Here is a 25320-nt window from a genome sequence, read left to right on the forward strand (position 1 = left end):
AGCAAATGAGTACAAAAACAAAAAAACAAGACCAGGTTGATACTTTAGAACAAGAAACAAATCAATATGAAATTGTGTTGTTTAATGATGATGTTAATACATTTGATTTTGTGATTGATTCTTTAATTGAAGTTTGTGAACATACTTTAGAGCAGGCTGAACAATGTACTATTTTAGTGCATTATAAAGGGAAATGTACCGTAAAAACGGGTGAATATAACGAGTTAAAATCTCGTTGTACAAAATTACTTAGCAAAGGACTTTCAGCTGAAATAGTATAAAAAAAGCCGGTATTTTAATACCGACTTTTCAAAAGAGTTACTTAACCAAAAGAACATTATTAATTAAAAACCAAAAAAGATATAACTCTTTATTCTTTAGACGGTAATAGGTTTAAATCTTACAATATTAGGTTGTTTCAAAAGTTAAATTTTAGTTAACTATATTTAGACAGAGGAAAAAAGTATATATAAAAGGTACTAATTAAGTATGTGTTTTATTATGCGTGCATAATAAAATATTCATATATTTGAATAAATCCGAAAGATGAAATCAGTAAAACTTACAGAACTTTTAAATATAACCTATCCAATAATTCAAGCTCCAATGTTCTTGGTGTCTAATACAAAAATGGTAATTGAAGCTATGAAAGCTGGAATTGCAGGATGTATTCCAGCATTAAATTACAGAACCTTAGAAGAGTTGCGGACTGCAATAATAGAATTAAAAGAAGCAAAAGTAGCAGGAGGGTCGTTTGGTTTTAATTTAATTGTAAATAAATCTAACATAAAAATACAAAGATCAGTTAGAAGTTATTTGTCAAGAAGGAGTAGATTTTATTATCACTTCATTGGGTAGTCCAGAAGATACTATAAGACAAGCACATAAAACAAACATCAAGGTTTTTTGCGATGTTACAAATTTAAAATTTGCCAAAAAAGTAGAAAGCTTAAATGCAAATGCCCTAATTGCTGTTAACAATTTAGCAGGTGGACATAGGGGAAACAGTTCTCCAGAAATTTTAATAAAAGAACTAGTTGAAAATTGTAATATTCCAGTAATTTCTGCTGGTGGAGTAGGATGTAGACAAGATCTTGATAGGATGTTAAGTTATGGGGCAATAGGTGTTTCTGCTGGGAGTCCATTTATTGCTTCCATAGAGGCTGCGATAACAGATGAGTATAAGCAAGCTTGTGTAGATTATGGCGAAAAAGATATTACAATGACTGAGCGTATTTCTGGAACTCCATGTACAGTAATTAACACACCTTATGTCCAAAAAATTGGAACAAAACAATCTTGGATAGAATCATTTTTAAATAAGAATAAAAAATTAAAAAAATGGGTAAAAATGGTGCGTTATATGATCGGTACAAATGCAGTTACCAATGCAGCTACAAAGGCAACATATAAAACAGTTTGGGTTGCGGGGCCAAGTATAGAATATACTAAAGAAATTTTACCAGTAAAAGATATTGTGGCTAAGTTAGTTAATTGATATTTTTGTTCTAGATTTTAAACGAAAACAAACTTGAGAAAATATAATAATTTAAATTTTTTTAAACATACTTATTGTGAATTTAAATTAATTCAGAATGATTTTTTTAAACAAAAATCAACTCATTTTAAAAGTAAATCTGGGAGTTTGTATTTTTATACAAATGAGGGAGTATATCGTTATTCAAATCATTGGGGAAGAGTGGCAAATTGCAGATGGAAGATTAGTAGTGTAAAAGACTATAAAAATCAAAATTATTATATTGGTTATGCTAATTGGATAGATTTTTTTCCATTAAACACTTCCGAAAAAAACTTTTATTTAGAAGTTGATTTCCTTAATAAGGAAGTTGAAGTTTGTTGTAAAAGAGAAAATGACACCACAACTAATTTTTTAATGACGTTAGACTTAGCTCTTAAAAAATTAAAGCAAATTAAAACTATATTTAAAGAATACAAGTGGGCATATTATTTTAACGAAAATATTGATGTTTTAAGAAAAGAATTAATTTTAAATCTTGTTAGTACACAAAAGGATTTACATGTGCTTAAACAAGATTTAAAAAATAAAAAAAATAAATTTGAAGCTGGAAACTAATTTTAATAAAAATATGAATATTCCCAAAACGAGTTTCCCTCGAGTTGTAATTATTGGAGGTGGTTTTGCTGGGCTTGCTGCTGCAAAAGGGTTAAAAAATCAAGAAATACAAGTTGTTTTAATAGACAAACACAATTATCATACATTTCAACCTTTGTTGTATCAAGTTGCAACAGGAGGGTTAGAGCCAGATTCTATTGCATATCCACTTAGAAAAGTTATTAAAAATCTTCCAAATTTTTATTTTAGATTAACCGAAGTGTTAAAGATGGATTCTGAAAAAAGAAAAATTCATACTACAATTGGAGAATTAAAATATAATTATTTAATTATTGCAACAGGCTCTAAAACAAATTATTTTGGCAATACAAATATTGAAAAATATAGTATGGCTATGAAAAATGTTCCACAATCTTTAAATTTAAGAAGTTTAATTATTGAAAATTTTGAAGACGCCTTATTAACTAAAAGCTTTGAAAAGAGAAATGCTTTAATGAATTTTATTATAGTAGGTGGTGGACCTACGGGAGTTGAATTAGCAGGTGCTTTGGCTGAAATGAAAAAGGGAATTTTACCAAAAGATTATCCAGACCTAGATATTCGTCAAATGCAAATAAATATTATCCAAGGTAGTAATAGATTGTTAAAAGCAATGAGCGAAAAAGCTTCCGAAAAGGCAGAAGATTTTCTTATAAATTTAGGAGTTAATATTTATAAAAATGCACACGTAACAGATTACGATGGTTATACTATTTCTACAAATGCTGATTTATCTTTTGAGGCAGCTACAGTGATTTGGGCAGCTGGAGTTAAAGGAGCTACTATTAATGGTTTAAATAATGAATGTGTCGTTGAACGCACTGAAAGAATTAAAGTTGATACTTTTAATAAAGTAAAAAACCATAAAAATATTTTTGCAATTGGCGATGTAGCCTGTATGGATATTTCTGGTTTTCCTAAAGGACATCCAATGATGGCACAGCCTGCCATTCAGCAAGGTATTCATGTAGCAAAAAACTTAATTGCGGAATTAAATAATAAAGAGCAAAAACCTTTTAAATATGTTGATAAAGGTGCAATGGCTACAATAGGAAGAAATAAAGCGGTAGTGGATTTAAAGAAAATAAGATTCCAAGGTGTTTTTGCCTGGTTTGTATGGATGTTTGTTCATTTATTTTCATTAATAGGATTTAGAAATAAAACTGTTGTCTTTTTTAATTGGGTGTACAACTACATTCGTTTTGACAGAGAAACCCGCTTAATAATAAGGCCATTTAAAAAAAGAAATAAAGAATCTTTTTGATAGTATATATATTGTTAATTTTTATTTTGAAAAGTATTTTTCTATAGTAGGAAAAATAAAATTAAATCCAGTTTTTTTTATTTTTTCAGAAGAAACTCTACTTCCTTGTAAAAGAATAACAGCGAGTTCGCCTAAAGCAATTTTTAGAACAAATGATGGAACATTAGGAAGCCACAACGATTTTTTTAATGTTTTTGCAATTGATTTTGTCAATCCTTGGTTAGTAATATGTTCTGGCGCAACTGCATTGTAAACACCGTTAAGTTCCGCATTTTCTATTGCAGAGACATACATATTGCATAAATCTTCCATAGCAATCCAAGGTATATATTGTTTTCCACTTCCTAAAGCAGCACCTACACCAAGTTTTATAGGTTTTATAATTTTCTCTAAAGCGCCTCCTTCTTTTGAAAATACCACACCAGTTCTTAAAATAACAGTTCTAATATTTAGAGAATTAAATTTATTAACTTCTTTTTCCCAAAGAATACAAATTTTACTTAAAAAATCGTTGTTAGGAGTATCATTTTCTTGAAATATTTTTTCTGAAGTTATTGCACCATAGTAGCCTACACCTGAAGATGATATAAAACCTTTTAAATCAGGGTTTAATTCTTTAACTTTTTCAAATAATAAGTTCGTCGAATTAACCCTGCTAGCTATTAATTCTTTTTTTCTAGATTTAGTCCATCGTTTATCTGCAATACCCGCACCAGCCAAATGAATAATATAATCTGTATTTATAATAGCTTTATTATCAATATGTCTTTTTTCAATATCCCAATGAAAAACAGTTGTTTTTTTTATTTTACTTCTGCTTAAAATTGAAACATTGTGTCCTTTAGATTTAAGTAAGTCACAAAGATTACTACCAATTAAGCCGGTTCCTCCAGTTACTAAAATTGATGCCATAAAAAATCGATTATTTTGCAACAAAAGATATTACAAAATAACCGATTTTAAAAATGTTTAACTTTAATTTATTGTTTTAATTAGCTACTTGTTCTGCCATATAAGGAGTTACACTTTCCATTCCTTTTGTAATAGCTTCTTTGTTTAATGGTATTAAATCGTGGTATCGTTCTGGTAACGATTTTTTTAAGCCTTCAATAACATTTTCTAATTCAACAATTGGTTTTATTTTCAGAAAAGCACCCATTACCACCATGTTAAATATTTTTTTGTTTCCCATTTCAGTTGAAAGTTTATTTGCTTCAATCTGATAAATATTTATATCGGTTCTTTTTGGGTGGTGCGAAATACCATTTGGTTCATATAATAAAATACCACCTGGTTTTACACTTTCTTCAAATTTATCCATACTTTGTTGGTTCAAAATAATGGCAGTATCAAAAACTTTTAAATATGGAGAACTAATTCTATCATCGCTTAAAATAACGGTTACATTTGCAGTACCACCTCGCATTTCTGGTCCGTATGAAGGCATCCAACTAACTTCCTGATCTTGCATAATGCCAGAATATGCTAGAATTTTACCCATTGATAGTACACCTTGTCCACCAAAGCCTGCAATAATAATTTCTTCTGTCATAATTAATTATTTTAAAATTCCGTTTACTTTTATATCACCTAAAGGGAAGTACGGAAACATGTTTTCTTCCATCCAAATATTAGATTCAAGAGGAGTCATTTTCCAACCAGAATTACAATTAGAAACAATTTCTACAAAAGACAATCCCTTTTTTAATCGTGTGTTTTCAAACGCTTTTTTAATAGCTTTTTTAGCTTTCCTTGCGTGTTTATGTGTATGCACAGCTTGACGTGTAACATAATGTACTCCAGGTAAATTAGCAACTAACTCAGTCATTTTTAGAGGAGACCCCATTGATTCTATTTCTCTACCATATGGTGAAGTAGATGAGCGCATCCCTTCTAAAGTAGTTGGTGCCATTTGACCACCTGTCATTCCATAAATACCATTATTCACAAAAATAATTACAATATTTTCACCTCTATTGCAAGCGTGAATAGTTTCTGCCGTTCCAATAGCTGCCAAGTCACCATCACCTTGATATGTAAAAACGTACTTTTCTGGCCAAGTTCTAGCAATTGCTGTAGCTACTGCAGGAGCTCGTCCGTGTGCTGCCTGAGTTATATCAATATTCATAAAATCGTAAGCCAAAACGGAACAGCCAACTGGTGCAACTCCAATAGTATCTTCAGAAATTCCCATTTCATCAATTACTTCCATTGCTAAGTTATGTGCAGTACCATGTCCACAGCCTGGGCAATAGGACAAAGTAGTGTCTGTCATTAATTTTGATTTACAAAATACTTGATTTTCGGGTTTTATTATGTCTAATACGTTCATTTTATAAATTTTTGTTCTAAAGCTTCTAATACTTCTTCTGGGGTGTGAATAATACCTCCAGTTCTTCCAAAATGCTCTACTGGTACTTTGTGTTCTACAGAAAGACGAACATCTTCTACCATTTGACCAGCATTTAATTCAACACTTAAAATTCCTTTTACTTGATCTGCTAAATCAAATAAAACTTTTTTAGGGTATGGGAATAATGTTATAGGTCTTAATAAACCTGCTTTTATTCCTTTTGCTCTTGCTAATTGTACCGCTTTCTGAGCGATTCTAGCACTTGATCCATAGGCTACAAATAAATATTCGGCATCTTCAGTCTGAAATTCTTCGTAACGCATATCTTCTTGCTCCATTTGTTCGTATTTTTTCATTAATCTACGAACTCTTGCTTCCATTTTTTCGGATTGTAAATCTAAAGATGTAATTATATTACGTTCACGGTTTTTTGTTTTACCGGTAGTTGCCCAATCACCATTTAATTTAATTACTTCTTCATCCGTTAATCGAACTTGTTGTTCTTTAAGATTTACTTTTTCCATCATTTGGCCAATCAATCCATCTGAAAGAATTAAAACAGGTGCACGGTATTTAAAAGCTATATCAAAAGCATCTTCTACAAAATCAGCCATTTCTTGAACAGATGAAGGTGCCAAAACATATAATTTATAATCTCCATGGCCACCACCTTTAACAGATTGAAAATAATCTGCTTGAGAAGGTTGAATTGTACCTAAACCAGGACCACCTCTAACAACATTTACAATTACAGACGGTAATTCAGCTCCGGCTAAATATGAAATTCCTTCTAATTTAAGTGAAATTCCAGGGCTAGAAGAGGAAGTCATTACTTTTTTACCAGTACTTGCAGCGCCATAAACCATATTTATTGCTGCAACTTCGCTTTCGGCTTGTAATACAACCATTCCTGTTCTTTCTTCAGGACGTTCGGTCATTAAATATTCAATTACTTCCGATTGTGGTGTAATAGGATATCCAAAATAAGCATCAACGCCAGCTCTAATAGCAGCTTCAGCTAATGCTTCGTTTCCTTTCATTAATTTTAATTCTGACATGTTTCTTATTTATTTTATTATGCTGAAACCTTTACTCTATATACCGAAATAGCTCTATCAGGACAAACAATAGCACAGTTTGTACAACCTGTACAAGCTTCTGGATTATTCATATATGCATAGTGATATCCTTTTCTATTTACGGTTGATGTCATCCCAATTACGTCTTCAGGACATACAGGTATGCAAACTTCGCAACCTTTACACGCTTCGGTGTCAACTACAATTGCTCCTTTAACTTTTGCCATTTTAATAATATATTAGATGATTATTAACTTGTTATTTTATTATTCTCAAAGTTATTGCTATTTTATTGTAAAAAGTATGATAAATATCAATTCAATGATAATTGTCATATTATTTATGTTTGTTTTAATGATAAAAGCGCCCTAGTAGGCGCTTTTATTAGAATTTTGTAACTATGTAACTTTTGTTTCTTAATATAAGTTTTTAAATTTTGAAGGGTTTACTTCTTGCATAATTTTGTAAAGAGTTTCAAAAATATCTTCGGCGTTTGGTTTTGAAAAGTAATCACCATCTGTACCATAAGCTGGTCTGTGAGATTTAGCAGTTAAAGTTACTGGCTTGCTGTCTAAATATTGATAAGCATTTTGCTTTTCTAAAACTTCATTTAAAATATAAGATGAAGCTCCGCCTGGAACATCTTCATCAATAATAATTAGTCTATTTGTTTTTTGAACACTTTTTACAATATCTTGATTAATATCAAAAGGAAGTAGACTTTGTACGTCAATAATTTCGATATCTATATCTACTTGATTTAAATCTTTACCTACTTCTTGAACAATTTTTAAAGTTGATCCATAAGAAACTACCGTAATATCTGAACCTTCTTTTACAGTTTCAACTACTCCAATTGGCGTTCTAAATTCACCAAAATTATTTGGTAATTTTTCTTTTAAGCGGTATCCGTTTAAATTTTCAACAATTAATGCAGGTTCATCACATTCTAAAAGTGTATTGTAAAAACCAGCTGCTTTTGTCATATTTCTTGGAACCAATATGTTTATACCTCTTAATAAATGGACAATTGCTCCCATTGGAGAGCCTGAATGCCATATACCTTCCAGTCTATGTCCTCTTGTTCTTATAATTAATGGTGCTTTTTGAGTACCAACCGTTCTGTAATGTAAGGAAGCCAAATCATCACTTAAAATTTGTAAAGCATATAATAGATAATCTAAATATTGAATTTCTGCAATTGGGCGCAACCCTCTTAAAGCCATTCCAATTCCTTGACCAACTATTGTTGCTTCTCTAATTCCTGTATCTGAAACTCTAAGTTTACCATACTTTTCTTGAAGCCCAACCAAACCTTGATTTACGTCTCCAATGTTTCCAGCATCTTCTCCAAAAATAAAAACGTTATCGTTGTTAGCAAAAATTGTATCAAAATTATCTTTAATAATAATTCTACCATCAACTAAATCGGCCTGCTGGTTGTATGTTGGTAGCACTTCTTTAACGTTAGTAGCTTTTTTATTAGTTTGACTGTATAGATGCGAGCTAAACCTATGTTGTTCACTATTTAAATAGCTTGTAATCCAATTTTGAAGTTGTGTTTTTTCAACCGAATTTTCGTTTCTAATATATACAGCTACTTTTCTAGCAGTTGCTAAAAGATCTTTTCTCGACGGCTCTAAAACCGCTGTTAATTCCGTTTTTAATTTATTTATAAATACTTTATGATTACTCTTATTAGCTAAATTGTCTAAAATATTTAACAATCTAATTTTTTGATTTTTTACTGGAGCTAAAAAGGCGTTCCAAGCTTCTCTTTTTGCTTGTGAAACTAATTTTTTAGCATCTTTTTCAATTTGAATTAACTCAGATTCAGATTCAACAAATTTTAAAGTATTATTGTTTTCATCTTTTAATTCAAATTCAAAAATCCAATCACGCATTTTGGCAATACAATCATGTTGCTTTTCCCAAACCAACCGTTCTTTAGTTTTATAACGCTCATGAGAACCAGAAGTAGAGTGTCCTTGTGGTTGTGTTAGATCTTTTACATGAATTAATACGGGAACATGTTCTTCACGTGCAATTTTTGAAGCTTTACTGTAAGTATCTATAAGTTTGGGATAATCCCAGCCTTTTACAACAAAAATTTCGTACCCGTCTGCTTTTTCTTCTCTCTGAAATCCTTTCAAAATTTCAGAAATACTTTCTTTTGTTGTTTGAAATTTAGCAGGTACCGAAATTCCATAATCATCATCCCAAACACTAATTATCATTGGTACTTGTAAAACTCCTGCAGCATTTATGGTTTCAAAAAATAGTCCTTCAGAAGTACTTGCATTTCCAATTGTTCCCCAAGAAATTTCGTTTCCATTATTAGAAAATTTCGGATTTTTTACTTCGTCAATATTTCTAAATAGTTTTGAAGCGTAGGCAATACCTAACATTCTTGGCATTTGACCAGCAGTTGGAGAAATATCACTAGTTGAATTGTATTGCTCTGTTAAGTTCTTGAATTCACCGTTTTCATCTAAACTATGTGTAAGAAAGTGACCACCCATTTGGCGTCCACCAGACATGGGATCAGCTTTTAAATCTGGATGCGCGTATAAACCTGCAAAAAATTGTTGAGGTGTAAGTTCTCCAATTGCCATCATAAAAGTTTGATCGCGGTAATAACCAGATCTAAAGTCTCCTTTTTTAAAGGCTTTTGCCATTGCTAATTGAGGAATTTCTTTTCCATCACCAAAAATTCCAAATTTAGCTTTACCTGTAAGGACCTCTCTTCTTCCAAGCAAACTGCACTCTCTACTTATTACAGCAATTTTATAATCTTGTAATACTTCTTTTTTAAATTGCTGAAAAGAAAGTTGCTTTTGACTTGTTGAAGAAGATTTTAGCTGCATATTTTAAGATTTTTTTAGTTTTGCAAAGGTACAAAATTTATGTGATATCTAAAAATGACTCAAATGCTTTGAATTATTTTTAATAAAATTAATAAAATGATGTTTGTTTTTAGTAATACTCTAACCGATGTTGAAAACAATTAAAAATATAGTTAATTTTAATAAAAACCTCTTTTTACAAAATTATAAATCCGTTTAGGTTTTATTACTAAAACAAATCGGATTTTTGAACTGTATTGTGGTGCTGAAACTTCCCAACCTAAATTTGAATATAATGGGAAATATACTTCTAAAATATCTTGAATAAAGTTGAGTCGTATTCCATTTTCATGGGCAAAATAAACCTTTTCATTTTTGTTTTTAACAAAACCAACATCGTTGTACACTTCAACCCATCTCCAAATCCCTACACTTGTGTTAAGTGTTGATAACCATTGGTTTGCAAATGAAACAGGGAGTTTAGATTTAAATCCACCTTCATTAATAATAATTTGCTGGCTAAAAATACCAGAAGTTTCAGATCTTCCTAAATAATCATATTGAAATAAGTAATCTGTTGGTCTGTCTAATGCAAAACTAAAATAATTGGTTTCGGTTTTATTGGTTATAAATGCACCGGCAAAAAATCTAAAATCAAATTGTCTATTTGAATCTGTAAGTTTTCTAAACTGTGCTGTTACCGAAAGTTTACTAAATTTACTAGAAACTTCTAATCCTGTTGAAAACCTAACATCATCTATTATTCCCGGACTTGAATACCCATATCCTAAATTAAAAACACTGTATTTGTTAGTTTCAATATGTTCAGTTTGGGTTGGCGATCTTTCTTTATCTATAAATGTAAATGAGGCGCCTAAAGCTTTGCTTCTAACATCTCTTAAGCTTTTTCGTCTAAATTCTACAAAAGCATAGGGTCTTAATGTTGTGTATGTTAAGTTTGGTGCATAATGGTAATTACTTCCAGAAACTCCTAAAGAGAGTTTGTTTATTTTTTTATTTTCAGGTAAATATTCATATTGAAATGAGGCAGATCCAGATACAGTATTACTTTTTGTACTATAAGAAGGTGTTATTTTATAATTGATGTTTTTGTTCAACAAGGTTTTGTTAGAAAATGCCATTCCTAAAACCAACCCGTCGTAATAATTAAATTTATAAATAGGAGTATAAAATAATTGATTGTAATATGTGTCTTCTATATCTTTAAAAAATTTTAACTGAAGAGGTCTGTTAAATATTTTATTGTCTATATCTTTCCAATTGTTTCTTAAATTATATTCGGGTAATTGGGATTCGTAGTTTAAAGAAAGTTTATCGAAACCGTCTTTTGGAATTGTTATGGTTGTTAAAGAATCTATTCCGTTTAGCCATTTTTTAAATTTAATTTCTTTATCTTGAATTCCGTATAATTGAATTGGAGCCGTAAAGTTTCTCTTATTTTCTATACTGATTTTAAGCGAATCATTTTTTTGAGTAATATTCTTAATTGTATAATCAATTTTTTTATTTGTTGTAAGATAGTCGTTTTCAAACCAAGATAAATCTCTTGTAGTTTTTGATTTTAAGTAGTTTAAAAACGCTTCACTTTTAATCATTTTTTGAGAATTTGCATATGAAAATTGGAATATTGATGTAGGTATAGAATAATCTTCAATATAACTTTCTAAATATTTTAGTCCAAGACCTGCTTTATATTTATTTGCAATTTTTCTATTAAAATTTGATAAAGAATCTGCTTGTGTTGTAAGTGCCTGATCCAAATTTTTACGAGCTGCAAATTGATAAACAAAATGATACTTTTCGTTAAAATCTATTTTTGCAATACTAAAATTTCTAACACCCCAAAGTTTAGAAATATTACCAATAGCTTTAATTTCTGGATAATATCTTTCGACATATTTAATCATTAAATAGGCATGCAAACCATCGGCTAGCCAATAATCTTCTCTATTATTAAATAAAAATACCTGATCTATATATTTTTTAGAAAGAACTTTAAATAATTTAATATCCCACTCGAAAGCATTATTATAAGCTGCTAAAAAGGAGGGTAATTGGTTAAAACCATAAACAGGATTTTTATCATATTCTATTTTATTTAAAAGTATTTTGTTGTGTGGATATTTACCAAGAAAATTTTGAATAAAATAGAATTCTCTTTTTAGAATACTGGTTTTAATTCCATCATCTAAACTTTCTGAAAGTAAATCTGAACTAATTGTTATATCATCAAAAGTATACTCTTGAAAATTATTGGCTTTACTAATATTTAACGCGATATCCAATCTGTTTTTACCAGATAATCCATAGTTTTTTATGGAGTCTTTAATAAAATATGACGCCTTTAAATCGGTGTTTATTTCAAACTCCTTTGGTACTTTAAAACTAATATTATAATCGGTATAGTCTATATATAAATCGTCTATATCTAAGTTGTTATAAAGTTGCCATTTTGTTTCAAAAATTGCAGGAGCTAAGTACCAATATCTTAAGTTGTATTCAAATTCACGGACTCCATATTTAGTAAATTTATCATTTGGTATTTTTACTAAATAAGTAGCGGAAATTTTAACAGAATCTTTTGGTTTTAAAGGTTCGATTAAATTTACTTTTAAGAAATCTGGATTTTCCTCTGTAATTTCAAAAGTTGCAACATCAAAATTTACAGAGATTCCGTTTATTATTGTGTTACCTCTATGTTTGTCGTTTGTAAAATGAAATGTTTTAGAATAGTTTTCTATAAAACGTTTGGCTAAAGGTGTTTGTTTATCTTTATAAGAATTAGGCCAATTATGAAAGTAAATTTCATTTAGAATACTGTCAGATTTGTTATAAAATATTGTTTCTTGTTGAATTTTAATTTCATTACTATCTGGAAATAAAGTAGCATACATGATAATTTTGTTTGTTTGTGCAGACACGTTACTGAAACAAACAAAAGCAATTATAAAAAGAAAATATATGTACTTTTTCAAGTGGTATTAAAGTTTAGAAATTAGGGCTTAAACTGTATTTTTTATAGAAGGTATCTATTACTTCTAAAACTTCGTCTTCAGTATCTACTATTGAAATTAAATTAAGATCTTTTGGACTTATATTTCCTTCTTCAAGTAAGGTATTTTTAATCCATTCAAATAAACCAGACCAAAATTTTGTTCCTACTAAAACTATAGGGAATTTACCTATTTTTTTGGTTTGAATTAAAGTGATAGCTTCAAATAATTCATCCATTGTTCCAAAGCCTCCTGGCATTACTACAAAACCTTGAGAATATTTTACAAACATCACTTTGCGAACAAAAAAGTAATCGAAATCTAAACTTTTATCGGCATCTATATATGGATTGTCATGTTGCTCAAATGGCAATTCAATATTTAATCCAACGGATGTGCCCTTACCTCGGGCTGCACCTCTGTTACCAGCTTCCATAATTCCAGGGCCGCCTCCAGTAATAACTCCATAACCGTTTTTGGTTAAGTTATAAGCTATACTTTCTGCCAATTTATAGTATTTATGGTCTTCTTTTGTACGTGCAGATCCAAAAATGCTTACGCAAGGTCCTATTTTACTTAAACGTTCGTACCCTTCAACAAATTCTGCCATAATTTTAAATATAGCCCAAGAATCGTTGGTTTTAATTTCATTCCAAGTTCTTTGTTCAAACTTTTCTCTTATTTTTCTATCTTCATTTGGAATCATATGTGTTTTAATATATTTTTTTAAGTTGCTAAATATAAGGTTAAAAATGTTTGCTGACTAATGTAATTCTTTTTTTAAGAATTTGGCAGTATAGCTTTTTTTATTCAAACTTATTTCTTCTGGTGTGCCACTGCAAATTAAGTCACCTCCATTTTTTCCGCCTTCCATACCTATATCAATAACGTAATCTGCTAATTTTATTACATCCATATTATGTTCAATTATAAGTACTGTATTTCCTTTATTGGTAAGTTTATTTATAACTTCCATAAGTACACGAATATCTTCAAAATGAAGTCCGGTAGTTGGTTCATCTAAAATATAAAATGTATTTCCTGTATCTCTTTTAGATAGTTCTGCGGCTAATTTTATACGCTGCGCTTCACCACCAGAAAGTGTTGTAGATTGTTGTCCCAGTGTAATGTAACCCAGCCCAACATTATTTATAGTTTTTAATTTTCTATAAATTTTTGGAATATTTTCAAAAAACAAAACAGCATCTTCAATAGTCATATTTAATACATCGGAAATAGATTTTCCTTTGTACCTAATTTCTAAAGTTTCTCTATTGAAACGTTTTCCTTGGCAGGTTTCACACTCTACATGAACATCTGGTAAAAAGTTCATTTCAATTACACGAACACCTCCACCTTGGCAGGTTTCGCAGCGTCCGCCTTTTACATTAAAGGAGAATCTTCCAGGTTTATATCCTCTAATTGAAGCTTCACTGGTTTTTGCATACAAACTTCTAATTTCACTAAAAACACCTGTGTATGTTGCAGGATTAGAACGTGGAGTCCTTCCAATAGGAGATTGGTCAATATCAATTACTTTATCTACATGTTCTAAACCTTTTATTGATTTGTAAGGCATTGGTTTTTTTACACCTCTATATATGTGTTTGTTTAAAATAGGATATAACGTTTCGTTTATTAGAGTGGATTTACCGCTTCCAGAAACTCCCGTTACACAGATTAGTTTACCTAAAGGAAATTCTACAGTAACATTTTTTAAGTTATTTCCTGTAGCTCCAGATAATGTAATTTTTTTTCCGTTTCCTTTTCTTCTTTTTTTTGGAACTTCAATTTCTTTAGTTCCATTTAAATAATCCGCTGTTAAAGTATTGTGTGTTTTTAATTCTTCAAAAGTACCTTTACTTACAATTTCACCTCCGTGAACACCTGCGCCAGGACCAATATCTAATACAAAATCGGCATGTTCAATCATATCCTTATCATGTTCAACCACAATTACAGAATTACCAACATCTCTTAAATTTATAAGTGATTTAATTAATTTTTCGTTATCTCTTTGGTGTAAGCCAATACTTGGCTCGTCTAAAATATAAAGCACTCCAACCAATTGAGAGCCAATTTGTGTTGCTAGTCTAATGCGTTGAGCTTCACCACCTGAGAGGGATTTTGAGCTTCTGTCTAATGCTAAATAATCTAAACCAACATCTAATAAAAATTGAATTCGAGTTCTAATTTCTTTTAATATTTCTGAAGCAATTTTTAGTTGTTTTTTTGATAATTTTTCCTCAATACTTGAAAACCAATCAGCTAATTCTGAAATATCTAACTGAGCTAATTCCGAAATATTTTTATTATTTATTTTAAAATATAAAGCTTCTTTTTTAAGACGATTGCCATTACAAGATTCACAATCAATTTCATCCATAAAATCTTTAGCCCAACGTTTTATAGAAGTTGAATCACTCGATTTGTACTGATTTTCAATAAAGTTTACAATACCTTCAAAATCAATTTCATAATTTCGAGTAATCCCCATAGTTTTTGAGGCAATTTCAAACTTTTCATTTCCACCGTTTAAAATAATATCTAATGCTTCTTTTGGAATTTTGGATATTGCATCGGTTAATTGAAAATTATAACGTTCTGCAATAAGTTGTAATTGTTTAAAAATCCAACTATTTTTTTGTTCTCCAATTGGAGCGATTCCACCACTTTTAATGGAAATAGCAGTATTCGGAATTATTTTTTGAATATTAACTTTATTAACTCTTCCAAGGCCATTACAAGTTGAACAAGCTCCTTTTGGCGAATTAAATGAAAAGGAGTTTGGTTCTGGGTTTGGGTACGAAATTCCAGTTTCTGGACACATTAATTCTCTACTAAAATAACGTGGCACGTCGGTATTATGTTCTAAAACCATCAATACATTTTCTCCAGAATATAAGGCGGTAGTAATAGTTTCTTCCAGTCTTTTTTCGGAAGCCTTATTAATTAATAAGCGGTCTATTACAATTTCAATATCATGCGTTTTGTACCTATCGAGTCGCATTCCCTTTTCAAGGTCTTTTATCTCTCCATCTACACGTACTTTTACAAATCCTTGTTTGGCAATTTGCTCAAATAACTCTCTATAATGTCCTTTTCTAGATTTTACTACAGGAGCTAATATTGCTATTTTTTTTTCGTTGAAATCAGTTAAAATTAATTCTTTTATTTTCGCATCGCTATAACTTACCATTTTTTTATTGGTGTTGTAGCTATAAGCATCGGCCGCTCTGGCAAATAATAATCGCAAAAAATCGTAAATTTCTGTAATGGTGCCAACAGTTGATCTCGGACTTTTATTGGTGGTTTTTTGTTCAATAGAAATTACAGGAGAAAGTCCATCAATTTTATCAACATCTGGTCGTTCTAATCCACCTAAAAATTGTCGGGCATATGCCGAAAAAGTTTCAATATACCTGCGCTGACCTTCAGCATATATAGTGTCAAAAGCTAACGACGATTTTCCGCTACCACTTAAGCCAGTTATAACAACTAACTTTTCTCTAGGAATACGAACATCAATATTTTTTAAATTATGAACGCGCGCACCTAATACTTCAATATATTCTTCTTGTTTTGCCATTAGATTTTTGAAAAGTTACAAAGTTAAAAAAATGAAATTACAATTTTAATGTAGTAGTACATCTTATTTTGAAAATTAGTATATTGCGTTAAAATTTATAAGCATTGAACTGGATTAATTCTTTAAGACATTTTTTTGAAAAACATGGTTTTGCTGTATCATCTAGATTTGCAGATAGATTAGGTATGAACGTATCTAATGTGCGTTTATTTTTTATTTATATTTCATTTGTAACTTTAGGGTTTTCTTTTGGTATTTATTTAACATTGGCTTTTTTACTACGCTTAAAAGATTTAATCTATACTAAAAGAAGTTCGGTATTCGATTTATAAAATACTATGAAAAGTAAATCAAAATTAGTTATTTCAATTGGGTTATTACTTGTGGTAATTAGCATAGGAGTTGGAGGTTATATGACTCTTTCTGATGATAATTTTATTGATTCATTGTATATGACAATTATTACAATGACTACTGTTGGATTTGGCGAAATTCATCCACTTACTTATAACGAAAAGCTATTTACAATATTTTTAATTTTAATAAGTATAATGGTTTATGGTTATACGGTAACAGCCTTAACTGAATATTTAGCGAGTGGAAAAATATTAGAACAATTAAAACAAAAAAAAGTGCAACAAAAAATTCAGAATTTAAAGAATCATACCGTTGTTTGTGGATACGGACGTAATGGAAAACAAGCAGTTGCTAAATTAATTCAATTTAATCAGCCTTGTGTTGTTATTGAAAAAAGAGTAAATGAAATTGCTGAATTAGAAAAAGACAATATTTTATTTATTGAAGGCGATGCAACTAATGATGACGATTTAGCAAAATTAGGTTTAGAAAGAGCTAAAAGCTTAATTACAGCATTACCTTCAGATGCAGATAATTTATTTGTTGTTTTGTCTGCACGTCAATTCAATAAAGACTTTACCATTATCAGCAGAGCTTCCAACGAATCTTCTTACGGAAAGTTAAAGTTTGCAGGAGCTACAAATGTTATTATGCCAGATAAATTGGGTGGTGCTCATATGGCATCTTTAGTTGTTACACCAGATTTGGTTGAATTTGTTGATAGGCTTACAATTGCAGGAGATACCAATGCAAATTTGGAAGAAATTTCTGTGAATGATTTACCTTCAGAGCTTTTAAATAAAACAATTTTAGATTTAGATTTACGAAAAAAAACAGGTTGTAATGTTATTGGATTTAAAACATCTGAAAACGAATATATTGTAAATCCAGAATCGTCAACAAAGTTAACATCAAATACAAATTTAATTGTATTAGGAAATCCAACTCAAATTAAAAAATTACGAGAAACTTTATAAAATTATTATGAATAATTTAATAAAAATAAATAAGTTTTGCATTAAAAATTTGTAGCAAGCTAAATTTTTTAGCATCTTGGGGACCTTTTAACAAAATATTTTAACCAAACTAATAAAACAATGAGTTCGAAATTTTTTTTAATAATTCTATTGCTATTTTCTTCAGTTGCTTTTTCCCAAGACATTACAGTTAAGGAAAATATTGTAAATCCATCCAAATTAATTAACGACGGAATTATTGAAGTTGATGTTTTTGGCGGTACGCCTCCATATACCTACAAATGGAGCAATCAAAGTACTCCTTTAACTTCCAATAAAGCTTTTGGCTTAGTAGAAGGTATTCCTTATAGTGTTGTTGTATCGGATGCTTCAGGAAATTCGATTACAAAAGAATATGTGGTTCCCATAAAAAATATTTCAGAACGGTTTAATGGAACTTTTACACCAGTTGTAAATTCTATTGCTATGGTGTTATTTTGGGATCCTTTTACTGCAATTGGAATTTATGATCCAAATGTTTACGTAGAAAAAAAGATTATTCCTATTCCTGGTTGGAAACCTGGAATAAAGGGGGCATTTACAATTAAAAAATGGGTGGTTGAAGATGGTACAAAAGTAAAAGAAGGTGATACCATTGCAATTATTTCGAGAGGAGAGAATGAAATTATTGGAAGATCTTTTGTGTCTGGAACTTTAAAACACCTAGCAAAAGAAGGGGGAACAATTTACGATTCTTCAAATAAAGAAGATATAATTGAAGAAGGTGCACATAATTACGCTTCTGTAATTTATGATGAAAAAATTGCTTTACTGTATCCAAATGGAGATATTCAGAAAAAAAACATTCCGTTTATTGTAATATGGTTGTCTATTGGTGCTCTATTCTTTACAATTAGAATGGGTTTTATAAATATAAGAGGTTTTAAACATGCAATTGATCTGGCTAGAGGAAAATACGACGATCCAAATGCTCCGGGGCAAGTTACGCATTTTCAAGCGCTTGCAACTGCCGTTTCTGGGACGGTTGGTTTAGGAAATATTGCAGGAGTAGCGGTTGCTGTTTCTTTAGGTGGTGCTGGTGCATCTTTTTGGATTATTCTCGCAGGATTGTTAGGGATGTCTTCCAAATTTGTAGAATGTACTTTAGGGGTAAAATATAGAGACATAGCTGCGGACGGAAGAGTGTTTGGTGGACCAATGAATTATTTACGTAATGGATTGGAAAAGCAAAATAAGAAAGGTTTAGGTAAGGTTTTGGCAGGTATATTTGCCGTGTTATGTGTTGGTGCCTCTTTTGGTGGCGGTAATATGTTTCAATCTAATCAGGCGTTTGAAGCTGTTTCTGGACAAGTACCAGAATTAGTAGGGCATGGCTTTTGGTTTGGTATAATTATTTCTATACTTGTTGCAGCTGTAATTGTTGGTGGTATTAAAAGTATTGCAAAGGTTACAGAAAAAGTAGTTCCTTTTATGGCTACTATTTATGTTGCAGCTTGTTTAGCGGTAATTTTTATAAATATTGAAAATATTGGCCCTGCATTTACAGCAATATTTGATGGAGCCTTTAATCCAACTGCTTTAAAGGGTGGTGTTATAGGTGTATTAATTGTAGGTTTCCAAAGAGCAGCATTTTCTAATGAAGCTGGTGTTGGTTCTGCAGCAATTGCACATAGTGTGGCAAAAACTAACCATCCGCCTTCTGAAGGGTTTGTTTCTTTAATGGAACCTTTTATTGATACTGTAGTTATTTGTACTTTAACAGCATTGGTGTTAATTTTTACAGGAAAACATGAAGTTATAGGAATGGCAGGTGCACAATTAACTTCTGATGCTTTTGGTACTGTAATTTCTTGGTTTCCTTATGTGTTAACTGTAGCAATCTTTTTGTTTGCTTTTTCTACAATGATTTCTTGGTCTTATTATGGAATGCGAGCTTGGTCTTACTTATTTGGAAAAAGTAAAAAAGCTGAAATGATTTATAAAATATTCTTTTTAATATTTATAGTTGTTGGAGCATCAGTTAGTTTGGGAGCTGTTTTAGATTTTTCGGATATGATGATTCTTGCAATGGCATTTCCAAACATTATAGGATTGTACTTTATGTCTAGTGAAGTACGTACAGATTTAAATGAATATTGGCGTAAACTAAATGCAGGAGAACTTTTTAAAGCTCAAAGAGTAGCAAAAAAATAATATTACTATACATATGAATCAATTTAAATCCCATTTCTGGTATAACAAACGCCAAAGAAATGGGATTTTCTTTTTATTATTGATTATTGTAATGCTACAAATTACTTTCTTTTTTGTAGATTTTGCTCCAGAAGAACCATCTCGTTTTTCTCAAAATGAAATTGAAGTTTTTAAAAAGGAACAAGACTCTTTATTAAAAAAAGCTCTTGAAGAAAGAAAACCTAAGATTTTTCCATTTAATCCTAATTATATAAACGATTTTAAAGGATATCAATTAGGATTGAATGTTGATGAAATTGATAGGCTAATATCCTTTAGAGAAACAGGTAAATTTATAAATTCAATAAAAGAGTTTAAAGGTGTTACTAAAATTAGTGATAGTTTATTAAATAAAATAAGCCCTTATTTTAAATTTCCAGATTGGGTGACTAATAAAAATACTAAATCTAACACTAGGTTTAAAAAAAATAAAAAAGAAGCTATAGAGGTTAAAGATTTAAACTTGGTTACAAGTAGCGATTTAATAAAAATTAAAGGAATTGGAGAAAAAACGGCTGAAAGAATACTTAGTTATAGAAATAAATTACAGGGTTTTTCCTACGAAAACCAGCTTTATGAAGTGTATTATTTAGATAAAGAAACTGCAGATAAGGCTTTAAAATACTATAAAGTACTCTCAAAACCAACTATTAAAAAATTAAATATAAATACAGCTTCATTTAAAGAGGTATTAGCCATTGTCTATATTGATTACGAGCTTACTAAGAAAATTTTTAGTTATAGAGATGAAGTTGCAGAAATTCAATCGTTAGAAGAATTAAAAAAAATTGATGGTTTTCCAATAGAAAAATTTAATAGAATAAGCTTATATTTGGTGGCTGAATAAATTTATAATTAAAACAGTTAACCGTTAAATGAATAACATGTATTTTACTGAAGAACACGAGTCGTTTCGACAAAGTTTTCGAGATTTTCTGCTAAAAGAAGTAGTTCCCAATGTTAATAAATGGGAAAAACAAGGTTTTGTGGATAAACAAATTTGGAAGAAATTTGGGGATATGGGTTATTTTGGTTTAAATTATCCAGAAGAGTTTGGAGGTTTAAATTTAGATCTTTTTTATACTGTTATTTTTTTAGAAGAAATGCAGAAAGTAAATTCAGGTGGATTTGCCGCTGCTATGTGGGCGCATACTTATTTAGCTATGACTCATTTAAATGCTGAGGGAAGTAAATTTATAAAGGAAAAATATTTAGTACCAAGTGTAAATGGAGAAAAGGTTGGTTGTCTTTGTATTTCAGAGCCATTTGGAGGGTCTGATGTGGCAGGAATGCGAACTACCGCAACAAAAAAAGGAACTAATTATATTATAAATGGATCTAAAACATTTATAACAAATGGTGTTTTTTCCGATTATTTAGTGGTAGCAGCAAAAACAAGCCTAGAACTTGGTAATAAAGGAATGAGCATTTTTGTTGTCGATAGAGAAACTAAAGGAATTTCAGCAACAAATTTAGAGAAGTTAGGATGGAAGGCATCAGATACTGCTGAAATTGCATTTGACAATGTTATAATTCCAGAAGAAAATTTATTAGGAGAAGAGAATAAAGGGTTTTCTTATATAATGCAGCATTTTGCTTCCGAAAGAGTTATTATGGGGGTGAACGCACATGCTAGAGCCGAATTTGCTTTAGACTATGCGATCCAATATATGTCAGAAAGAAAAGCTTTTGGAAAAACGATAGATCAATTTCAAGCTTTAAGGCACAAGGTAGCAGATATGGCAAGTGAAGTTGAAATGTGTAAAGAATTTAATTATTCTATAATTTACAGATTAGATAAAGGTCAATATGTTGTAAAGGAGGCGAGTATGTCTAAGTTAGTATCTACAAAAATGGCTGATGAGGTTATTTATCAATGCCTTCAGTTGTTAGGAGGTTATGGTTATATGGAAGAATACCCAATGGCAAGACTTTTAAGAGATAGCAGACTAGGGCCAATTGGAGGTGGCACTTCTGAAATTTTGAGAGAAATTATCGCAAAAATGATTATTGATAAGAAAGAGTACAAGCCAGTAACTTAAGCATATTTAGCTGTTTTCTGAGGTGAAAAAATATAAAAATATTATTTTAATTATTTAATTTTTAATTTTTCAATAATAATTTATACATTTGCACTCTTAAATTTTAAAGAGAACAACTTGGAAGGAGGTGCTAATACATGTTAATCATACCAGTTAAAGACGGAGAAAATATCGATAGAGCGTTAAAACGTTATAAAAGAAAATTTGATCGTACAAAAACAATGAAAAATTTACGTAATCGTAAACAATTCAATAAGCCATCAGTTGTAAAACGTGCGCAAAACATAAAAGCTCAATATGTTCAGAGATTAAGAACAACCGAAGAGCAAGGTTAATTATTAGCCAAAAAATTAAAACCGTTAGTAAAAACAATATACAATTTGTATGTTTGTTTTCTAACGGTTTTTTTTATGCCTATAAAATCCTTTTTAAATTATCTACTAATTGAAAGAAAGTATAGTATACATACTATAACTGCGTATAAAAAAGATATAAATGATTTTTTTGCCTTTTACAATGCTAATTATGGAGATGTTATTATTTTAGAAATTAATTACTCTCAAATAAGAAGTTGGATTGTTAGTTTGGTGAATTCAGATATAAATAATAGAACAATAAATAGAAAAATATCATCGTTAAAATCATTTTTTAAATTTCTTCAAAAAACAAAACAAATCACAATTAATCCATTAGCAAAGCATCAGGCTTTAAAAACATCAAAACAGATTCAAGTTCCTTTTTCTGAAAAGGAGATTAAAGATGTACTTAGTTTAAAGGATAATATAGAAGATTTTGAATCTGTAAGAAATAAATTAATTGTAGAGTTGTTTTATTCTACCGGTATAAGAAGAAGTGAATTAATACATATTAAAGTTGCCGATATAGATTTTAATATTGAAACTGTTAAAGTGGTTGGAAAAAGAAATAAGGAACGTTATATTCCGTTAATAAAAACGGTGCAAGTTTCATTAAAAAATTATCTTAATTTTAGAAATGAAATTAAAACTGAACAACCTTATTTATTTATTACAAAAAAAGGTAAAATAATATATGATACACTTGTGTATCGAATTATAAATAATTATTTTAGTACTGTGTCATCAAAAGTTAAAAAGAGTCCACATGTTATTAGGCACTCTTTTGCTACTCATTTGTTAAATGAGGGCGCAGATTTAAACGCTGTTAAAGAATTGCTTGGGCATTCAAGTTTAGCGTCAACACAAGTTTATACTCACAGTAGTTTGGGTAAATTAAAGAAAGTGTATAACCAAGCTCACCCAAGGAGCCAAAAAAAATAATTTTATGAAAGTAAATGTACAGTCTGTTAATTTCAATGCGGATAAAGGTCTTATTGAATTTGTTGAAAAGAAAGTAAATGGTTTGGAAAAATATTATGATAAAATAGTTGATTCTGAAGTTTTTTTAAAGGTGCATCAAACTAGTGAAAAGGAAAATAAAAATGTAGATGTGAAATTAAATATACCAGGGAATGATCTTATGGTAAAAAAACAATGTAAAACTTTTGAGGAAGGTGTGATGTTAGCAGTAGATTCTTTAAAAAGAAAGCTAACTCAAACGAAAGAAAAAATAAGAGCTAAATAATTTATAAAAAATAGTTTAAAAAGTTTTGTTTAAAATTAAAACTTTAATACATTTGCAGTCCGTTAGAAATAGCGGGCTTCTTTTATGGAGTAAAAGGCCGATGTAGCTCAGCTGGCTAGAGCAGCTGATTTGTAATCAGCAGGTCGTGGGTTCGAGTCCCTCCATCGGCTCAAAATAAAAGAAAAGTTCAGAGTTTGTTTTTTTTGATGTAGCATTTAATGGTGAAAACAGAAAAGTTTATGCTCAGCACTGTCAAGTTTTTTTGACAGGGATCTTTGAAAATAACGGTGAGATACTCAAGTGGCCAACGAGGGCAGACTGTAAATCTGCTGCGCAAGCTTCGGAGGTTCGAATCCTCCTCTCACCACGTTAATATTGGAATAAAGAATACATTACCCAATGATGATTTGATAAAAATTATTGCGAGAGTAGCTCAGTTGGTAGAGCTTCAGCCTTCCAAGCTGACTGTCGCCGGTTCGAGCCCGGTCTCTCGCTCTATTTTTTTTGGCCGGTGTAGCTCAGGGGTAGAGCGTTTCCTTGGTAAGGAAGAGGTCACGGGTTCAATTCCCGTCATTGGCTCAATAATAGAATTGAATTTAACACTATATATAACTAAGATTTAAAAATTAATAATTATGGCTAAAGAAACTTTCGATCGTTCAAAACCACATTTAAACATTGGTACAATTGGACACGTTGATCACGGTAAAACAACCTTAACAGCTGCTATTACTGTTGTATTAGCAGAGAAAGGACTTTCTGAAGTAAAAGATTTCGATCAAATCGATAACGCACCTGAGGAAAAAGAGAGAGGTATTACAATTAATACTGCTCACGTAGAATACCAAACTGCTAATCGTCATTACGCTCACGTTGACTGTCCAGGTCACGCGGATTATGTAAAGAATATGGTAACTGGTGCTGCACAAATGGATGGAGCAATTATTGTTGTTGCTGCAACTGACGGACCAATGCCTCAAACTAGAGAGCATATCTTATTAGGTCGTCAGGTAGGTATTCCTAGATTAGTTGTATTCATGAATAAAGTGGATATGGTTGATGATGAAGAATTATTAGAATTAGTAGAAATGGAAATTAGAGATCTATTATCTTTCTACGATTATGACGGTGATAACACTCCTGTTATTCAAGGTTCTGCCTTAGGAGGATTAAATAAAGAGCCTAAGTGGATGGATAAGATAATGGAATTAATGGATGCTGTTGATACTTGGATTGAGTTGCCTAAGCGTGATGTTGAAAAAGATTTCTTAATGCCTATTGAAGATGTATTCTCAATTACAGGTCGTGGTACTGTAGCAACTGGTCGTATTGAAACAGGTGTTGCAAACACAGGTGATGCAGTAGATATTATTGGTATGGGTGCTGAAAAATTAACTTCTACTATTACTGGAGTTGAAATGTTCCGTAAAATATTAGATAGAGGTGAAGCAGGTGATAATGTAGGTATCTTATTAAGAGGTATTGCAAAAGAAGATATCCGTAGAGGTATGGTAATTTGTAAACCTAAATCAGTTACTCCACATGCTAATTTTAAAGCTGAGGTTTATATCCTTAAAAAAGAAGAAGGTGGTCGTCACACTCCATTCCATAATAACTACCGTCCACAGTTTTACGTACGTACAACTGACGTAACTGGAACAATTATGTTACCTGATGGAGTTGAAATGGTAATGCCAGGAGATAACTTAACAATTACTGTTAACTTACACCAACCAATTGCATTAAACGTAGGTTTACGTTTTGCAATCCGTGAAGGAGGTAGAACAGTTGGAGCTGGTCAGGTAACAGAAATGTTAGATTAATCAAACCC

At 30.6% G+C, this 25320-nt stretch carries 21 protein-coding genes, 4 tRNA genes and 1 pseudogene; 17 read left to right on the plus strand and 9 right to left on the minus strand.

All coding sequences use genetic code 11. From position 1 onward, the window contains the following. The first annotated feature begins 5 nt into the window (after positions 1–5). The 4 genes and pseudogenes from IEW75_RS05225 (at position 6) to IEW75_RS05240 (ending at position 3398) form a co-directional block, all read left to right on the plus strand. Positions 6–281 (plus strand): ATP-dependent Clp protease adaptor ClpS, encoded by a 276-nt coding sequence (locus IEW75_RS05225; protein ID WP_134247681.1) that lies wholly within the window; start codon positions 6–8, stop codon positions 279–281. 265 nt (positions 282–546) lie between these two features. Next, positions 547–1498: pseudogene (locus IEW75_RS05230) on the plus strand (NAD(P)H-dependent flavin oxidoreductase). Positions 1499–1531: 33 nt separating this feature from the next. Then, on the plus strand, positions 1532–2095 hold the full coding sequence (locus IEW75_RS05235) for a hypothetical protein (protein WP_188703983.1): 564 nt from the start codon (positions 1532–1534) through the stop codon (positions 2093–2095). Positions 2096–2108: 13 nt separating this feature from the next. Further along, positions 2109–3398 (plus strand): NAD(P)/FAD-dependent oxidoreductase, encoded by a 1290-nt coding sequence (locus IEW75_RS05240; RefSeq protein WP_134247683.1) that lies wholly within the window; start codon positions 2109–2111, stop codon positions 3396–3398. Positions 3399–3419: 21 nt separating this feature from the next. Here the strand turns inward: IEW75_RS05240 and IEW75_RS05245 are convergent, their stop codons facing one another. The 9 genes from IEW75_RS05245 to uvrA all read right to left on the minus strand — a co-directional run bounded on the left by IEW75_RS05245 (position 3420) and on the right by uvrA (position 16279). Continuing rightward, a complete protein-coding gene (locus tag IEW75_RS05245; RefSeq protein WP_134247684.1) occupies positions 3420–4310 on the minus strand; it encodes a TIGR01777 family oxidoreductase in 891 nt (296 codons plus the stop codon). 76 nt (positions 4311–4386) lie between these two features. Beyond that, positions 4387–4950, minus strand: a complete 564-nt coding sequence (locus IEW75_RS05250; protein ID WP_134247685.1) for a 2-oxoacid:ferredoxin oxidoreductase subunit gamma family protein — start codon at positions 4948–4950, stop codon at positions 4387–4389. 6 nt (positions 4951–4956) lie between these two features. Then, positions 4957–5730, minus strand: coding sequence for a thiamine pyrophosphate-dependent enzyme (locus tag IEW75_RS05255; protein ID WP_134247686.1), 774 nt, complete (start codon positions 5728–5730; stop codon positions 4957–4959). Beyond that, positions 5727–6809 (minus strand): 3-methyl-2-oxobutanoate dehydrogenase subunit VorB, encoded by a 1083-nt coding sequence (locus tag IEW75_RS05260; RefSeq protein ID WP_134247687.1) that lies wholly within the window; start codon positions 6807–6809, stop codon positions 5727–5729. Before IEW75_RS05260 ends, IEW75_RS05255 begins: the two co-directional genes overlap by 4 nt. 17 nt (positions 6810–6826) lie before the next feature. Continuing rightward, positions 6827–7057 (minus strand): 4Fe-4S dicluster domain-containing protein, encoded by a 231-nt coding sequence (locus IEW75_RS05265; RefSeq protein WP_134247688.1) that lies wholly within the window; start codon positions 7055–7057, stop codon positions 6827–6829. 189 nt (positions 7058–7246) lie between these two features. Next, complete coding sequence (locus IEW75_RS05270; RefSeq protein ID WP_134247689.1) at positions 7247–9697, minus strand: alpha-ketoacid dehydrogenase subunit alpha/beta; 2451 nt, start codon at positions 9695–9697, stop codon at positions 7247–7249. A gap of 158 nt (positions 9698–9855) precedes the next feature. Continuing rightward, positions 9856–12591: a gluzincin family metallopeptidase gene (locus IEW75_RS05275; protein ID WP_134247690.1), complete on the minus strand. Its 2736-nt coding sequence runs from the start codon at positions 12589–12591 to the stop codon at positions 9856–9858. A 94-nt stretch (positions 12592–12685) separates the two neighbouring features. Further along, entirely contained in the window at positions 12686–13396 is a 711-nt protein-coding gene (locus IEW75_RS05280) for an LOG family protein (protein WP_134247691.1), read from the minus strand. 57 nt (positions 13397–13453) lie between these two features. Then, positions 13454–16279, minus strand: coding sequence for an excinuclease ABC subunit UvrA (gene uvrA, locus IEW75_RS05285; RefSeq protein WP_134247692.1), 2826 nt, complete (start codon positions 16277–16279; stop codon positions 13454–13456). Positions 16280–16383: 104 nt separating this feature from the next. Between uvrA and IEW75_RS05290 the strand changes: the two genes are divergently transcribed. The 13 genes from IEW75_RS05290 to tuf all read left to right on the plus strand — a co-directional run bounded on the left by IEW75_RS05290 (position 16384) and on the right by tuf (position 25312). Next, a complete protein-coding gene (locus IEW75_RS05290) occupies positions 16384–16611 on the plus strand; it encodes a PspC domain-containing protein (protein ID WP_134247693.1) in 228 nt (75 codons plus the stop codon). 6 nt (positions 16612–16617) lie between these two features. Further along, a complete protein-coding gene (locus tag IEW75_RS05295) occupies positions 16618–17613 on the plus strand; it encodes a potassium channel family protein (protein WP_134247694.1) in 996 nt (331 codons plus the stop codon). Positions 17614–17733: 120 nt separating this feature from the next. After that, on the plus strand, positions 17734–19806 hold the full coding sequence (locus IEW75_RS05300) for an amino acid carrier protein (RefSeq protein WP_134247695.1): 2073 nt from the start codon (positions 17734–17736) through the stop codon (positions 19804–19806). A gap of 13 nt (positions 19807–19819) precedes the next feature. Beyond that, positions 19820–20692, plus strand: a complete 873-nt coding sequence (locus IEW75_RS05305; protein ID WP_134247696.1) for a ComEA family DNA-binding protein — start codon at positions 19820–19822, stop codon at positions 20690–20692. Positions 20693–20720: 28 nt separating this feature from the next. Further along, positions 20721–21887 (plus strand): acyl-CoA dehydrogenase family protein, encoded by a 1167-nt coding sequence (locus tag IEW75_RS05310; RefSeq protein ID WP_134247697.1) that lies wholly within the window; start codon positions 20721–20723, stop codon positions 21885–21887. A 137-nt stretch (positions 21888–22024) separates the two neighbouring features. Continuing rightward, positions 22025–22222, plus strand: coding sequence for a 30S ribosomal protein S21 (gene rpsU / locus IEW75_RS05315; RefSeq protein WP_115877529.1), 198 nt, complete (start codon positions 22025–22027; stop codon positions 22220–22222). 75 nt (positions 22223–22297) lie between these two features. Next, a complete protein-coding gene (locus tag IEW75_RS05320) occupies positions 22298–23185 on the plus strand; it encodes a tyrosine-type recombinase/integrase (protein ID WP_134247698.1) in 888 nt (295 codons plus the stop codon). Positions 23186–23189: 4 nt separating this feature from the next. After that, a complete protein-coding gene (gene hpf, locus IEW75_RS05325) occupies positions 23190–23489 on the plus strand; it encodes a ribosome hibernation-promoting factor, HPF/YfiA family (RefSeq protein ID WP_134247699.1) in 300 nt (99 codons plus the stop codon). Positions 23490–23585: 96 nt separating this feature from the next. After that, positions 23586–23659: transfer RNA gene (locus IEW75_RS05330), tRNA-Thr, on the plus strand. A gap of 116 nt (positions 23660–23775) precedes the next feature. Continuing rightward, positions 23776–23856 (plus strand) — tRNA-Tyr (locus IEW75_RS05335). A 55-nt stretch (positions 23857–23911) separates the two neighbouring features. Further along, positions 23912–23984 (plus strand) — tRNA-Gly (locus IEW75_RS05340). A 12-nt stretch (positions 23985–23996) separates the two neighbouring features. Continuing rightward, positions 23997–24068: transfer RNA gene (locus tag IEW75_RS05345), tRNA-Thr, on the plus strand. A gap of 56 nt (positions 24069–24124) precedes the next feature. After that, positions 24125–25312, plus strand: a complete 1188-nt coding sequence (tuf, locus tag IEW75_RS05350) for an elongation factor Tu (protein ID WP_134247700.1) — start codon at positions 24125–24127, stop codon at positions 25310–25312. The last annotated feature ends 8 nt before the right edge of the window (positions 25313–25320 follow it).

It is taken from the genome of Lutibacter litoralis, from assembly GCF_014646675.1.
Classification (GTDB): Bacteria; Bacteroidota; Bacteroidia; order Flavobacteriales; family Flavobacteriaceae; genus Lutibacter; species Lutibacter litoralis.

What these genes read in the sequence shown, in the direction of transcription:
- IEW75_RS05280 (WP_134247691.1), bottom strand. Translation starts at nt 13,396, where the DNA reads ATGATTCCAAATGAAGATAGAAAAATAAGAGAAAAGTTTGAACAAAGA.
- IEW75_RS05300 (WP_134247695.1), top strand. Translation starts at nt 17,734, where the DNA reads ATGAGTTCGAAATTTTTTTTAATAATTCTATTGCTATTTTCTTCAGTT.
- rpsU (WP_115877529.1), top strand. Translation starts at nt 22,025, where the DNA reads ATGTTAATCATACCAGTTAAAGACGGAGAAAATATCGATAGAGCGTTA.
- IEW75_RS05260 (WP_134247687.1), bottom strand. Translation starts at nt 6,809, where the DNA reads ATGTCAGAATTAAAATTAATGAAAGGAAACGAAGCATTAGCTGAAGCT.
- IEW75_RS05250 (WP_134247685.1), bottom strand. Translation starts at nt 4,950, where the DNA reads ATGACAGAAGAAATTATTATTGCAGGCTTTGGTGGACAAGGTGTACTA.
- IEW75_RS05225 (WP_134247681.1), top strand. Translation starts at nt 6, where the DNA reads ATGAGTACAAAAACAAAAAAACAAGACCAGGTTGATACTTTAGAACAA.
- IEW75_RS05270 (WP_134247689.1), bottom strand. Translation starts at nt 9,697, where the DNA reads ATGCAGCTAAAATCTTCTTCAACAAGTCAAAAGCAACTTTCTTTTCAG.
- IEW75_RS05245 (WP_134247684.1), bottom strand. Translation starts at nt 4,310, where the DNA reads ATGGCATCAATTTTAGTAACTGGAGGAACCGGCTTAATTGGTAGTAAT.
- uvrA (WP_134247692.1), bottom strand. Translation starts at nt 16,279, where the DNA reads ATGGCAAAACAAGAAGAATATATTGAAGTATTAGGTGCGCGCGTTCAT.
- tuf (WP_134247700.1), top strand. Translation starts at nt 24,125, where the DNA reads ATGGCTAAAGAAACTTTCGATCGTTCAAAACCACATTTAAACATTGGT.
- IEW75_RS05255 (WP_134247686.1), bottom strand. Translation starts at nt 5,730, where the DNA reads ATGAACGTATTAGACATAATAAAACCCGAAAATCAAGTATTTTGTAAA.
- IEW75_RS05265 (WP_134247688.1), bottom strand. Translation starts at nt 7,057, where the DNA reads ATGGCAAAAGTTAAAGGAGCAATTGTAGTTGACACCGAAGCGTGTAAA.
- IEW75_RS05305 (WP_134247696.1), top strand. Translation starts at nt 19,820, where the DNA reads ATGAATCAATTTAAATCCCATTTCTGGTATAACAAACGCCAAAGAAAT.
- IEW75_RS05320 (WP_134247698.1), top strand. Translation starts at nt 22,298, where the DNA reads ATGCCTATAAAATCCTTTTTAAATTATCTACTAATTGAAAGAAAGTAT.
- IEW75_RS05310 (WP_134247697.1), top strand. Translation starts at nt 20,721, where the DNA reads ATGAATAACATGTATTTTACTGAAGAACACGAGTCGTTTCGACAAAGT.
- IEW75_RS05275 (WP_134247690.1), bottom strand. Translation starts at nt 12,591, where the DNA reads ATGTATGCTACTTTATTTCCAGATAGTAATGAAATTAAAATTCAACAA.
- IEW75_RS05240 (WP_134247683.1), top strand. Translation starts at nt 2,109, where the DNA reads ATGAATATTCCCAAAACGAGTTTCCCTCGAGTTGTAATTATTGGAGGT.
- IEW75_RS05295 (WP_134247694.1), top strand. Translation starts at nt 16,618, where the DNA reads ATGAAAAGTAAATCAAAATTAGTTATTTCAATTGGGTTATTACTTGTG.
- hpf (WP_134247699.1), top strand. Translation starts at nt 23,190, where the DNA reads ATGAAAGTAAATGTACAGTCTGTTAATTTCAATGCGGATAAAGGTCTT.